The organism is Metabacillus niabensis, from assembly GCF_902829255.1.
Classification (GTDB): domain Bacteria; phylum Bacillota; class Bacilli; order Bacillales; family Bacillaceae; genus Metabacillus; species Metabacillus niabensis.
Map to the genome: position 1 here is coordinate 1 of NZ_CADEPK010000446.1, position 13,756 is coordinate 13,756.

Annotated in this window: 12 protein-coding genes, 1 pseudogene and 1 other annotated feature; of the genes and pseudogenes, 3 read left to right on the forward strand and 10 right to left on the reverse strand. The window is 36.2% G+C overall.

Annotated elements, in window-relative coordinates:
• Positions 1 to 32: 32 nt before the first annotated feature.
• The 5 genes from HU235_RS24045 to zapA all read right to left on the reverse strand — a co-directional run bounded on the left by HU235_RS24045 (position 33) and on the right by zapA (position 5,544).
• Complete coding sequence (locus HU235_RS24045; RefSeq protein WP_095300616.1) at positions 33 to 437, reverse strand: DUF350 domain-containing protein; 405 nt, start codon at positions 435 to 437, stop codon at positions 33 to 35.
• Between the two features lie 15 nt (positions 438 to 452).
• Entirely contained in the window at positions 453 to 2,816 is a 2,364-nt protein-coding gene (locus HU235_RS24050) for an endonuclease MutS2 (RefSeq protein ID WP_174881840.1), read from the reverse strand.
• Between the two features lie 69 nt (positions 2,817 to 2,885).
• A complete protein-coding gene (gene polX / locus HU235_RS24055) occupies positions 2,886 to 4,601 on the reverse strand; it encodes a DNA polymerase/3'-5' exonuclease PolX (protein ID WP_145584130.1) in 1,716 nt (571 codons plus the stop codon).
• Positions 4,602 to 4,737: 136 nt separating this feature from the next.
• A complete protein-coding gene (locus HU235_RS24060) occupies positions 4,738 to 5,277 on the reverse strand; it encodes a CvpA family protein (protein ID WP_174881842.1) in 540 nt (179 codons plus the stop codon).
• A gap of 9 nt (positions 5,278 to 5,286) precedes the next feature.
• Positions 5,287 to 5,544, reverse strand: a complete 258-nt coding sequence (zapA, locus tag HU235_RS24065; RefSeq protein WP_095300619.1) for a cell division protein ZapA — start codon at positions 5,542 to 5,544, stop codon at positions 5,287 to 5,289.
• A 197-nt stretch (positions 5,545 to 5,741) separates the two neighbouring features.
• On the opposite strand from zapA, the gene rnhC reads away from it, so the two are divergent.
• Positions 5,742 to 6,686, forward strand: a complete 945-nt coding sequence (gene rnhC, locus HU235_RS24070) for a ribonuclease HIII (protein WP_145584103.1) — start codon at positions 5,742 to 5,744, stop codon at positions 6,684 to 6,686.
• Between the two features lie 62 nt (positions 6,687 to 6,748).
• Here rnhC and pheT read toward each other — a convergent pair whose 3' ends face one another.
• From pheT to HU235_RS24085, 3 genes are all read right to left on the reverse strand, one after another.
• Positions 6,749 to 9,163, reverse strand: a complete 2,415-nt coding sequence (gene pheT / locus HU235_RS24075; RefSeq protein ID WP_095300621.1) for a phenylalanine--tRNA ligase subunit beta — start codon at positions 9,161 to 9,163, stop codon at positions 6,749 to 6,751.
• A gap of 17 nt (positions 9,164 to 9,180) precedes the next feature.
• Positions 9,181 to 10,215, reverse strand: a complete 1,035-nt coding sequence (gene pheS / locus HU235_RS24080) for a phenylalanine--tRNA ligase subunit alpha (protein WP_095300622.1) — start codon at positions 10,213 to 10,215, stop codon at positions 9,181 to 9,183.
• Positions 10,216 to 10,324: 109 nt separating this feature from the next.
• Positions 10,325 to 10,577 (reverse strand) — a binding site (T-box leader).
• 49 nt (positions 10,578 to 10,626) lie between these two features.
• The gene (locus HU235_RS24085) at positions 10,627 to 11,379 is read right to left on the reverse strand and encodes a TrmH family RNA methyltransferase (RefSeq protein ID WP_174881843.1); all 753 of its coding nucleotides are present in this window, start codon (positions 11,377 to 11,379) and stop codon (positions 10,627 to 10,629) included.
• A 155-nt stretch (positions 11,380 to 11,534) separates the two neighbouring features.
• Between HU235_RS24085 and sspI the strand changes: the two genes are divergently transcribed.
• A complete protein-coding gene (gene sspI, locus HU235_RS24090; protein WP_095300624.1) occupies positions 11,535 to 11,744 on the forward strand; it encodes a small acid-soluble spore protein SspI in 210 nt (69 codons plus the stop codon).
• A gap of 50 nt (positions 11,745 to 11,794) precedes the next feature.
• Here sspI and HU235_RS24095 read toward each other — a convergent pair whose 3' ends face one another.
• Complete coding sequence (locus tag HU235_RS24095; protein ID WP_174881844.1) at positions 11,795 to 12,880, reverse strand: M42 family metallopeptidase; 1,086 nt, start codon at positions 12,878 to 12,880, stop codon at positions 11,795 to 11,797.
• 84 nt (positions 12,881 to 12,964) lie between these two features.
• On the reverse strand, positions 12,965 to 13,456 hold the full coding sequence (locus tag HU235_RS24100) for a dUTP diphosphatase (RefSeq protein ID WP_095300626.1): 492 nt from the start codon (positions 13,454 to 13,456) through the stop codon (positions 12,965 to 12,967).
• A gap of 121 nt (positions 13,457 to 13,577) precedes the next feature.
• On the opposite strand from HU235_RS24100, the pseudogene HU235_RS25240 reads away from it, so the two are divergent.
• A pseudogene (locus HU235_RS25240) lies at positions 13,578 to 13,756 on the forward strand (sigma-w pathway protein ysdB); the annotation flags it as partial.

Here is a 13,756-nt window from a genome sequence, read left to right on the forward strand (position 1 = left end):
ACCTTCGCTAATGTTTCCATTTCCCTATCTCCTTATATCCCCGCTCCAATGACAAATGAAAGCCCAACGGATATCACGAGTGAAACAAATCCAACCGCACGATTGTCATTTTTAATCTCTTTATCGATATTAAATTTAGGCGTCATAAATTCAAAGATAAAATATCCTAATAACAATAGGAGAAAGCCAAAGCAACCAGACCCGATCATTTGTAATAGACTATCATGTTGTTCAATGGAAAATCTAAATATATTAGCAATCCCAAAGATTTTCCCACCTGTTGCCATCGCTACAGCAAAATTCCCATTTTGAATTTCTTCCCAATTTTTATAAGATGTCACAAGTTCAAAAACAGCTAAAAATACGATAATACACAGTACAACAACACTATAATAGGCAGCTGTTTCAACTAGTTCATTTTCCCAAAAATTACTCATCTTACCTTCTCCCCACTATTTGAGTTCGACAATCGTTACACCATTTCCGCCTTCTCCTGCTTCTCCATAGCGTGTGCTTTTTACACTTCGATGGTTTTTCAGCAATTCCTTTACACCTGTTCTTAGCGCTCCTGTTCCTTTACCATGTATAATTGATACTCTTGGGTACCCAGCTAGCACAGCATCATCCAAGTATTTTTCAACCTTTAATAAGGCATTTTCATAGCGCTCCCCACGCAAATCTAATTCTAAAGAGACATGATAATCCTTCCCTTTAACAGTAGCTAATGGTTTTTCTTGGACTTCTTGTTTAGCCCGTTTTATATAGAGAAGGTCTTTTTCTTTTACCTTCATTTTCATAATCCCCATTTGTACTTGCCATTCATTGTCACTAACCTTTTCAATTAAATGACCCTTTTGATCAAAGCTAATGACCTTAACTTCGTCACCTGGTAAAAAGCTATGTTGCTTTGTTGCTTCTTTTTTCTCAGCATTCTTACTCTTTTCAAAAACAGGGACTGCCCCTTCTAGACGTTTTCTAGCATCAATAAGCTCATGTTCTTTTATTTGTGCATGCTGCTGTTTTCTCATACTTCTTAATTCTTGAATAATAGCCTCAGCTTCTTTTCTTGCAGCCTCAAGTTTTTGCTCTGCCTCACGTTCGGCCTTTTCAAATAAAGTATCTCTTTGTTCATTAAAAGCAATAATTTGCTGCTGTAACTCCTTATGCAGCTTCTCAGCTTCTTTACGGATTTTTTCCGCTTCGATCATTTCTTGCTCTGCCGATTTTTTACTTGTTTCTAACGAGGCAATCATCGTGTCGACCTCGTTTCGTTCATCAGTCATTTGCGATTTTGCCATCTTAATGACTCGTTCTTGAAGTCCTAATCTTTTTGATATTTCAAATGCATTGCTTCGTCCAGGAACTCCGATTAATAATTTATATGTTGGACTTAAAGTTGTTATATCAAATTCAACACTTGCATTAATTACACCGCTACGATTATATCCATATGCCTTAAGCTCTGGATAATGAGTAGTCGCAACAACTCTTGCCCCCCGATTATAAACTTCATCGAGAATCGAAATTGCAAGTGCTGCTCCCTCTTGAGGATCTGTTCCTGCCCCTAACTCATCGAAAAGCACTAAGCTTTTATGATCCACTTTATCGAGTATGTCAACAATATTAACCATATGGGACGAAAACGTACTTAAACTTTGTTCAATTGATTGCTCATCGCCTATATCTGCATAAACAGCATGAAATACTGCCATTTCAGATTCCTCTAAGGCAGGAATTTGTAGTCCCGCTTGTGCCATTAACGTACACAATCCTAATGTCTTTAATGCTACTGTTTTCCCACCTGTATTAGGCCCAGTTATAACTATTGTTGTAAAGTCTGTACCAAGCTCTATATCGTTTGGGACTACCTCATCAATTGGTAAAAGAGGATGTCTCGCTTTATACATCCGTATTATCCCATCGTTATTTATGCTTGGTTTAATCCCTTTAATTTCCTTCGCATAACGCGCCTTTGTAAACATGAAATCCATTTCGCCTAGGCAGTATACATTTTGGAGAATATCCTCACTATTCTCAGCAACCTGGTCAGACAGCATTCTTAAAATTCTCTCTATCTCGATCTTTTCTTTCGCTTTTACTTGTTGAAGTGTATTGTTTAAATCAACGATTACCTGAGGCTCAATAAAAAGCGTCGCGCCTGAGCTCGATTGATCATGAACGATTCCACCATATGAAGCACGATATTCTTGTTTAACGGGTAAAACAAATCGGTCATTTCGAATTGTAATAATTGCATCTGAAAGCATTTTTGTTGCTGAAGAAGAACGAATCATCGACTCTAACTTGTCCCTAACTCTTGCTTCTGTTGTTCTCAGCTGTTGTCGGATTCCTTTTAATGTTTCACTTGCATTGTCTAGAACTGTACCATTGTCATCGATACATTGCGTAATATTTCGTTCTAATTCCTGCAATACAACCATTTTTTCAGCTAATTCTGGTAGATGATGTAATTCAATCCCCTCCTCTACCATTTTTTCAATAAAACGTTTCATATTTTTCGTTGCATATAAGGTGCCAGATACTTCATTTAATTCTGTTGCACTTAATAACCCACCTATTTTAGCACGCTTTACTGTTTGTCTAACATCAACTAAACCGCCAAGTGGAATATTTCCCTTTAAACGTAATACCTTAGCGGCTTCATCAGTTTGTTCTTGAAGTTTAACAACTTCTTCAAATTGACTTGAAGGAAATAATGATTTTACTTTTTCCTTTCCTAATGAAGAAGATGTATGTTTGATAAGTTGTTCTTTTACTTTATCAAATTCTAATACATGTAATACTTTTTCTTGCAAAGTGAAAAACCTCCTAATATACGAAAGCGCTGCACTAATTAGCGTTTCAGTTGGCCCTTTTCTTTAAATTTATCGATTATGACGCTGTAAAAATGTAGAGAGCTTGTCTAAATCCCACGCATTGATAACATTATCTTTCTCGACCCAGCCCTTTTTAGCTGTTGAAACTCCGATTGCCATATCCATCAACATTTCTTTATTATGAGCATCTGTATTAATAACAAGTTTAACACCTGCTGCCTGTGCTTTCTTTAAATGTTCTGCATTTAAGTCCAATCGGTGAGGATTCGCGTTTAATTCCAAAGCAGTATCTGTTTCCTTTGCCAATTCAATTAACATATCAATATCGACATCATAACCATTTCTTCTACCAATTAACCGACCGGTAGGATGTGCAATAATATCTACATGGTGATTATTAAGCGCTGCTTTCAATCGACTCATAATAACATCCCGAGATTGTGAAAAACTCGAATGAATTGAAGCAATAACGATATCCATTTCACTTAAAAGTTCATCATCATAATCAAGTGAACCATCAGGTAATATATCCATTTCCACTCCAGCTAATATCGTAATATCATCATATTGTTTATTTAATTCTCGAATTTCATCTCGTTGTGCCCGTAACCGTTCAGGTGTTAACCCATTTGCTACCTTCAAATATTGAGAATGGTCTGTAATTGCCATATAGCGATATCCCTTTTCACGACAAGCTTCTACCATTTCTTTAATCGTATATGCACCATCACTCCAAGTCGTATGCATATGCAAATCGCCCTTTATATCTTCTAGCTGTATCAGTTTATTTTCATGGTGAAATGTATCAACCTCTGTTCCATCCTCTCTTATTTCCGGAGAAAAATGCGGCAAACTAAAATACGAATAAAAGTCTGCTTCGGTTTCAAAAGTTTTTATTTCTCCTGTTTCAATATTTTCAACACCATATTCGCTTATTTTTTCACCACGCTCTTTTGCGAGCTGCCTCATTCTTACGTTATGATCCTTTGAACCTGTAAAGTGATGTAAAGTTGTTGCAAATTCAGTCGGTTTAACAAGTCGAAAATCTACGCTTACCTCATAATCGTAATTAAGCTGAATTGAGATCTTCGTATCACCGCTTGCTATTACATCAGATAGCTTTGGAGTTTCTAATAATTGTTGACGGACCTTTTCTGGATCATTTGTTGCAATAATAAAGTCCAAATCCTTCACCGTTTCTCTCATTCTACGAAGACTACCAGCACGAGAAAAACTTTCAATCCCTTCACATTTTCGCAAATAATCTTCAATTTCATTTGCAATTGGAAGCATAAATGCAAGCGGTAAACGATCAGGACGATTACCAAGCTCTTCAATAGCTGCTAAAATTTTCTCCTCCGATTTTTTCCCAAAGCCTGCTAATGACTGGATTTTATTATCAATACACGCTTGCTTTAGCGCTTCAATGCTATCGATTTGCAACTCTTTATACAGCTTAGCAATTTTCTTGCCACCTAATCCTTGGAGCTTTAACATCGGAAGTAGTCCTTGTGGAACCTCTTCCTCTAATTGTCTCAATACTTCAGATTTTCCTGTTTCTATATATTCCTTTATTACAGCAGAAGTTCCTTTACCAATTCCCGATATCGTTGTGTAATCATCGATAAGAGCAAGGCTACGATCATCTGCTTCAAGTGCATTTGCTGCTTTTCTAAAAGCTGATATTTTGAACGGATTTTCTCCTTTAAGTTCCATTAAAACTGCAATTTTTTCTAATAAACGAATAACATCTTTTTTATGAATATCCACTCTTTTCACCTCGATAAAAATGATACTAATAAACAGAGAAAAAGTACAATAAATACATGTATTATTAAATTTCCTTAAATTTCAATTAAAGAAATAAATCACGACAAAAAAACTTCCCATTTAGAGAAGTTTATGACATATACTGTATCCAAAGCTCATTTACCTTATCTGAAAAATAAGGTGTATGATTGACAATAAGGTCTGCAAGTATCGAATGATCTAATAATTGTTGAAGTTGTTCGACTGGAAGGAGTGCACCGATAAATAGTACAATAAAAACAACTAAATATGATTCCAAAAAGCCTAATATTGACCCAGCCCAACGATTTAATTGCTTTAATATTGGTAATAATGCAACAAAGTCCAACATTGAACCGATAATTTGCATAACGATTTTTGTTCCAATAAATAAGATCACAAAGGCAACTGCACGATAATAAGCACCCTCTAAATCTTCACCATTTAATAAGGAAAGAATAACTGGACCATCATTTGACATGGGATAAGGGACCCACAGCTTTAATTTTGGTGCAAAGTCATCAAAATATTGATATGCTACAATATATGCTACAATAAATCCTGTTAGGTGAACAAATTGAAGGATAAAACCGCGTTTTAAGCCGACCAGTATCCCAAATATAAAAATAATTAATAATACTAAATCAAGCATTTCTTAGCTTCAATCCTTTTCTAATAATTGTTTCTCTAGCTTTTCATAATCTTCTTTTAACTTTAAATATTCGTGGACAACATTTACGGCTGTTAAGACGGCTAGTTTATTTATATCAAGAGAAGGGTTCATACTATTTATCTCTCTCATTTTATCATCTACTATAGAAGCAACGGCTCTAATATGGCTTGTGCTTTCAGAACCGATTATTGAATATTGTTGACCATATATATCTACTGTCGTTTTCGATTTTGGGCGATTTGACAACGATAAATCCTCCATTTCTGCAAATCCTATTCCTTATCATACCATGAGTCTTAACGTTATGGAAAGAAAATCAGATAAGGAGCCTACGAGGATAATCGGATTATAAAGTTATCTACATAACAATATGGAAAAAACAGGTAAAACTACCTATATGACATGAAATGGTTAAGCTATAATGTGAAAGGATGTTATAATGTATGGCCCAATCAGTAATACAAGTTAATAGCTCAATAATTAAGCAAATGGAAACTCACTATTCTGCAAATAAAACTGATAAAACACCACAAGGGGCCATTTTTTCAGCAAAAGTTAATGGCTGTACGTTAACTGCTTACAAATCCGGAAAAGTATTATTTCAAGGAAAAAATGCTGAGGTTGAAAGTGCCAAATGGGGAGAGCAATTAGAAAAAAAGGAAAAGATATCTGCGCCAAATCTTAGCAAAACCCCAGCTAAATATCAGCCACCTAGCAATATTTTCAACCAATCGATTATCGGATCAGACGAAGTAGGGACTGGTGATTTCTTTGGACCAATTACTGTAGTTGCCGCTTATGTAAAAAAGGAGCAAATTCCTTTATTAAAAGAGCTCGGAGTAAGAGATTCAAAAAATTTAAAGGATCCACAGATTGTTGGGATTGCTAAGGATTTAATTCATTCTATCCCCTACAGCTTGTTAATTCTACATAACGAGAAATACAACCATTTACAAGAGCAGGGAATGTCACAAGGTAAGATGAAAGCATTATTGCACAATCAAGCGATAAATCATTTACTTGAGAAAATATCACCTGAAAAACCTGATGGTATTTTAATCGACCAGTTTGCTGAACCTGGGGTGTATTTCAATTATTTAAAAGGAAAACATATCAGCAAAGAAAATATCTATTTTTCAACTAAAGCAGAGGGTGTTCATTTAGCAGTTGCTGCTGCTTCCATTATTGCAAGATATTCTTTTCTCAAGGAATTTGAGCGATTGTCTAAAATGGCGGGAATTTCTATCCCAAAAGGTGCCGGCTCACAGGTTGATTTAGCTGCTGCAAAGATTTTAAAGAAAAATGGCCAACAATTTTTAGAATCTATCACTAAGAAACACTTTGCCAATACGGAGAAAGCAAAAAAATTGGCTAAGAATGTGAATTGATAAAAAGAGGTTATCACAAAAGGAGTAGATCCTCATGCGATAACCTCTTGTTTTATTTCTGATTACCCTCTTAATGTTGCACCAAACTTCTCTTCAACCGCTTTTAATACTTTATTATGAGCTTTTGTTACATCTTCATCTGTAAGTGTACGTTCTGGATCAAAATAGCGAAGAGAAAATGCCACTGATTTCTTTCCTTCTTCAAGTTTGTCACCTTCATAAAGGTCAAAAACGACAACTTCCTTGAGCATTTTACCACCGGCTTCTGTAATCGCCTGTTCAATATCCCCTGCAACTGTATCTTTATTAACTACTAATGCAATATCTCTTGTTATAGATGGATATCTTGGAATCACTTCAAACTGAGTCTCTTCCACATTGTAGTTTAATAAATCAACTAAAGATAACTCAAACACATATGTTTCTGTTAAATCCATTTCCTTTTGAACAGTTGGATGAACCTGTCCGATAAATCCAATAAATTTTCCAGCTAGTAAAATTTCCGCTGTACGCCCAGGGTGCATCCCTTCACGTTTCACCTGTTTAAATTGAATTTGAGTAGTTAATCCTAATACATCAAATAAACCTTCAATAATACCTTTTATTACATAAAAATCAACAGGCTTTTTCTCTGCTTGCCACAAATGTGAATGCCATAGTCCTGTTATCGCACCTGCTAATCTTTCTTTTTCAAGTGGTTGTTTTGCTGTCCCTTGCGAAAGGAAAACAGAACCTATTTCAAATAATGCGACTTGGTCAATTTGTCTAGCAAGATTATACTTTAATGCATCTAATAAATGAGGCAGTAAGCTTAAGCGAAGAACACTACGCTCCTCACTCATCGGAAGAGCTAATTTGATTAATTCCGATTGTTCTAATGCATACTTAAATGCTTTTTCTTCACTCGTTAGAGAATAAGTAATTGCTTGATATAAACCAGTACCTTCAAGATATCTACGGACCTTGCGACGCTTTTGTTGATAGTCAGTTAATTTACCAGGATAAGCTTGCCCAATAGGTAATGTTGTTGGAATGTTATCATATCCATATAAACGAGCTATCTCTTCAACAAGATCTTCCTCAATCGTAATATCTCCACGACGAGTTGGAACAGTTACAGTTAACGTGTCATTATCTAGAACAACACCAAATTGGAGTCTGTCTAAAATATCTTTCATTTCTTCTCCAGAAATATTCATACCTAGAAGACGATTCACCTTACTCACTGTTGTTTGTACGACTGCTGGTTCAAACGATTTAGATTGAACCTCAACAGTTCCTTCAAGTACTTCTCCCCCTGCATACAATGCAATTAACGCAGCTGCTCTTTCAGCCGCAGCATGCACACGATTCGGATCAACTCCCTTTTCATAGCGAGCGCTTGCCTCACTACGCAAACCGTGATCTTTTGAAGCAGTTCGTATTGTTTGCCCATGAAATAGCGCAGACTCTAATAAAACCGTCTTTGTATCAGATTGTACCTCTGAATTTGCACCACCCATAACACCTGCTAATGCTACTGGTTCTTTTCCATTTGTTATCACTAAATGATTAGTTGATAAAGTTCTTTCCTGATCATCTAATGTAACAATTTTTTCCCCTTCATGTGCGCGACGAACTAATATTTCCTTCGAACCGAATCTGTCGTAATCAAACGCATGTAATGGTTGACCATATTCAAGTAAAACAAAGTTTGTAATATCAACTACATTATTATGCGGACGAATTCCTGCAGCCATTAAACGGGTTTGCATCCACAATGGTGAAGGAGCAATCGTTACATTTTTGATTATTTTAGCAACATATAATGGATTATCATCTGTTGCTTCAACATGAACAGTTACAGCTGCTTCTGCTTTTTCAGAAATACTTTCATAAGCTATTTCAGGATATTTCACTTCTCTACCTAGTATTGCCGCTACTTCATGAGCTACACCAAGCATGCTTAAAGCGTCAGAACGGTTTGGTGTTAAGCCTAATTCCAAAATCGCATCATCTAAGCCTAATTGTTCTAGCGCATCAACACCAACTTCTACATCGTTTGGAAAAACAAAAATACCTTCTGAATATTCCTTCGCAACAAGCTTCGATTCAATCCCCAACTCTTGTAGCGAGCAGATCATTCCGTTTGAGACTTCTCCACGAAGCTTTGCCTTCTTAATTTTAAAATTCCCTGGTAAAACAGCCCCAACTGTTGCAACAGCAACCTTTTGTCCTTTATCAACATTTTTCGCACCACAAATGATTTGGACAACTTCGCCGTCTCCGAGATCAACTTGGCATTTATTTAATTTGTCTGCATCTGGATGCTGTTCCTTTTCAACAACATAGCCAACTTTTACACCCTTTAAGCCTTCGTTTAAAACCTCTACACCTTCTACTTCTATACCGCTTCTCGTAATTTTTTCTGCTAATTCTTCCGGTGTTATGCCCGATAAATCAACATACTCCGATAACCATTTATATGAAACAAACATGAAGAAAGCCTCCCTTATTAAGCTCGTTTAAATTGTTTTAAGAATCGTACATCATCTGTATAAAAATGACGGATATCATCGACACCGTATTTTAACATCGCAATCCGCTCTGCACCGATACCGAAGGCAAAGCCGCTATATTTTTCAGGATCAAAGCCAGCCATTTGCAGAACGTTTGGATGAACCATACCAGCCCCTAGCATTTCAATCCAGCCTGTACCTTTACAGATATTACATCCCTTACCACCACAAGAAAAACATGATACATCTACTTCAACTGAAGGCTCTGTAAATGGGAAGAAACTCGGACGTAAGCGAATTTCTCTTTCTTCACCAAACATTTTCTTTGCAAACACTTCGAGCGTTCCTTTTAAATCACTCATTCGAATGTTTTCATCAACGACAAGACCTTCAATTTGTGTAAACTGATGAGAATGTGTCGCATCATCATTGTCACGGCGGTATACTTTTCCAGGACAAATAATTTTAACTGGTCCTTTCCCTTCGTGTTTTTCCATCGTTCTTGCTTGAACAGGGGAAGTGTGTGTACGCAATAACAGCTCTTCAGTAATGTAAAATGAATCTTGCATATCACGTGCAGGATGTCCCTTTGGCAAATTTAATGCCTCAAAGTTAAAATAATCAGTTTCAACCTCAGGACCTTCTGCAATTTGATAACCCATTCCAAGAAATAAATCTTCAATCTCCTCTAATACAGCAGTTAGTGGATGATGGTTTCCTACTCGTACAGGTCTTCCCGGTAACGTCACATCGATTGTTTCCTTGGCTAATTTTTGTTCAACAGCGATTTGCTCTAAATGCTCCTGTTTACTAGTAATAGCCGTTGCAATTGCTTCACGAACTTCATTTGCCAAAGCTCCCATGACAGGACGTTCTTCAGCTGAAAGCTTCCCCATGCCACGTAATACTTCGGTAATAGGTCCTTTCTTTCCTAAATATGCTACTCGAATGTCATTTAATTCTTTTAATTCCTGCGCCTGTTCAATCTTATCAAGCGCCTCTTGTTGAAGCTGTTTTAATTGCTCCTGCATCTGTAATTCCTCCTTTAATTGATTTCAAAATAGCAAAGCAAAGATCGCATCCATTTTTAATTGATAGTAAACATGCTACTTTTTTGCCAAAATAAAAAACTCGCCCCAATAAAGGGACGAGTTGATATCGCGTTACCACCCTTGTTAGTCGAAACTAAAAAAATAAATTCGACTCACTTCATTTCCATAACGGTAAAAACCGGAGCACCTTTACGTTCGGGAAAAATGAATTTCTCCTTAACGGTCCAAGTGTCAACTCGAGAGGTGAATTCATTTACTTCTATCCAGAAATGCTTTCAGTCTATGACATTTCTCCCTGATTGGACGAACGGTAAATTACTATTCTCTGTCAACGTTTCATTCTTATGTAATTTCTATCTTATTATAATCAAAATGAATTGTTACCGCAAGTTACCCATGCAAATGATAAAGAAGAATTCCTGTTGCTATCGCTACGTTTAATGATTCTGCTTCACCGTAAATTGGAATGTATAAATTTTTCGTTGTTTTTTGTAACAATCCCTCGTCTACCCCACTACCTTCATTACCGATGAGCAGACAAAATTGTGCACTTGGAGAAATCTCCTTGTAGCTTACTCCATTTTGCAAGGATGTTCCATAGACCGGTGTTCCATTTTCGTTCTGTTGGTCAATCCAGCTTAATAAATCACCCTTTATGATCGGCAAATGAAACAAAGAACCTTGACTTGAACGGATTACTTTTGAATTATAATGGTCAACCGTTCCTTCTCCTAAAACAACTCCATCTACACCTGCTGCATCGGCAGTTCGAATAATTGTCCCTAAGTTCCCCGGATCCTGCACACTATCAACAAGTAGAATTTTTGTCCAGCTTTCTGTTGATTTTGGAATTTGCATCTCACAAATTGCTGCAACTCCTTGTGGTGTCTCAGTATCACTTATTGCCTTCATTACATCTTTCGTAACAAGCTTCATGTTCACCTGATCAAGATTCCATGTTGCTGGAAGATTAACTTCCTCAGAGACAATAATATCTCTAATTTGTTCCTTCTTCTTCAAAGCTTCTTCCACTAAATGAAAGCCTTCTATTATAAACGTACCTGTTGCCTCACGTTCCTTTTTTGTATGTAGCTTTTTCCATTGCTTTACTTTTGGATTTTTTACTGATTCAATTCTTTCCACAGGTATAAAACTCCTTTAATCAACATTTCCAAATACTCTAATCAATCATACATAATTCTCGCCTGATAGACAAATGCTAATCCTAAAAGTATGGTGCCTAGATGTCAAAGTTGGCAATAGTAGCACAATAGTATACAACAGAAGGAGAGTCCGAAATGAATTTAAATTTAAGAAATGCGGTTATTTCAAATGTATCAGGAAATACTCAAGCACAATTAGAAGATACAATTGTTGATGCAATTCAAAGTGGTGAAGAAAAAATGCTTCCAGGGCTAGGTGTACTTTTTGAAGTGATTTGGCAAAATGCCGATAGCAACGAAAAGCAAGAAATGTTAGAAACATTAGAGCAAGGCCTTAAAAAGTAAATTTATTCATCAAAAAGGAGCTTAGGAAAAATCCCAGCTCCTTTTTATTATCAATCATAAGTAATTTTATCTACTGTTTCACGATCAAGTCGTTTTACTACCTCAGTAATTAATTTTACTGCATTTTCGTAATCATCACGATGAAGCATAGCGGCATGTGAATGGATATAGCGCGTTGCAATTGTAATTGACAAGGATGGTACTCCGTTTGCAGAAATATGGATCGAACCTGAATCGGTTCCACCACCTGGAATCGTTTCAAATTGATAAGGAATATTTAATTCTTCAGCAGTTGAGATGACCATATCTCTCAAGCCTTTATGGGATACCATAGATGCATCGTAAAGGACTATCTGCGGACCTTCTCCCATTTTACTTGCAGCTTCCTTATCCGAAACTCCTGGTGTATCCCCAGCTATTCCAACATCAACACCAAACGCAATATCAGGCTGAATAAGGTTAGCTGACGTTTTTGCCCCACGCAAACCAACTTCCTCTTGGACTGTACCAACTCCATAAACGATGTTAGGATGATTCTCATTTTCTAAATTTTTCAATACATCTATCGCAATTGCACAGCCAATTCTGTTATCCCAAGCCTTAGCTAAAAGCATTTTCTCATTTTTCATCACCGTAAATTCAAAATATGGAACAACCTGGTCACCTGGCATAACCCCGAATTCTTTTGCTTCCTCACGGCTTGATGCTCCGATATCGATGAACATATCCTTGATGTCAACAGGCTTTTTACGAGCCTCTGGGGAAAGAATATGCGGTGGCTTAGAGCCAATAATTCCAGTTACATCACCTTTTTTAGTTAAAACAGTTACTCGTTGTGCGAGCATTACCTGTGACCACCAGCCACCTACTGTTTGAAAACGGAGAAAGCCTCTATCATCAATTTGTGTTACCATAAAGCCAACTTCATCTAAATGTCCAGCTATCATTATTTTCGGACCATTTTCATTTCCAACTTTTTTAGCAACTAAACTACCTAAATGATCAGTTACTATTTCATCAGAATAATCCTTTATGTATTTAGTCATTACGTCACGTACTTCTCGTTCATTTCCGGGAATTCCGCGTGCATCAGTCAAATCCTTTAGCATTGTTAATGTTTCATCTAGCTTTTTCATCAATTTACCTCCTTCAGTTAACAGCCTAACAATAAGTATACATGAAAAGTCTAATCATAAGAAATGTTCCACATATTCAACTGTTTAATACCCTTGTTTTTGTCTCTCATGATTTACTTCATTTTTTGAAAAATAGGCCATCTCAACTTGCTCGTTAGTGAAGCCTAGTAATTGACCTAAATAGATATATTGATTGAAGAGTTCTATGTAAGTTGACACCGATTGGTTATCTTTATATATATTAATGGCGGCAAACACATTTAAAAATTGTTCTGTTAAACTAATTTCACCTTGGATATCTCTTAACTCTAATTGTTCATGGGCAATGCCTAATTCTAATCCTAACGACAAAATAAAATGAACACCATCTACATATTCTTCAAGTATGACATCAATAGGAGCGGACGGTTTTAAACTCCAAAATTTAAAACATTTTGTTTCATTTGCTAACTCGCCAACCTCAACTAGTAATGCTAATATTTTCTTCTCTACTAAATTTTCATTTTGCAACCCATGCTGAGTTTCTATTTTACGATCCAATGCTTCTTGCAAGGAAAATAATCTTTCAATATTCAAAATGCTACCTCCAATATCTATTTAACGTTCTAAAAAAATTATATCAAATTGAAAAAAACTTGAAACCTTTTTCGAACCTTTTCGTATATATGAGAAAAAATCTCCCCCAGGAGGGCCTATTATGATTGTGTTGCTTATTAGATTACTATTTATTTCACTGATAATTTTTCTAATCTATAGTGGATTCAAATATTTAGTTAACCCTAAAAGAAAATTAGAATTAGCTCATGAACAAAAGCAATATTATTTTTTAGATGATAAAAATAATGTTCGGAAAAATTTTATGATTACGTATAAGGG

Excerpts from the sequence above, each read along its gene's own strand:
- HU235_RS24045 (WP_095300616.1), bottom strand. The coding sequence starts at position 437 with ATGAGTAATTTTTGGGAAAATGAACTAGTTGAAACAGCTGCCTATTAT.
- HU235_RS24060 (WP_174881842.1), bottom strand. The coding sequence starts at position 5,277 with ATGCTTGATTTAGTATTATTAATTATTTTTATATTTGGGATACTGGTC.
- rnhC (WP_145584103.1), top strand. The coding sequence starts at position 5,742 with ATGGCCCAATCAGTAATACAAGTTAATAGCTCAATAATTAAGCAAATG.
- pheT (WP_095300621.1), bottom strand. The coding sequence starts at position 9,163 with ATGTTTGTTTCATATAAATGGTTATCGGAGTATGTTGATTTATCGGGC.
- pheS (WP_095300622.1), bottom strand. The coding sequence starts at position 10,215 with ATGCAGGAGCAATTAAAACAGCTTCAACAAGAGGCGCTTGATAAGATT.
- sspI (WP_095300624.1), top strand. The coding sequence starts at position 11,535 with ATGAATTTAAATTTAAGAAATGCGGTTATTTCAAATGTATCAGGAAAT.
- HU235_RS24095 (WP_174881844.1), bottom strand. The coding sequence starts at position 12,880 with ATGAAAAAGCTAGATGAAACATTAACAATGCTAAAGGATTTGACTGAT.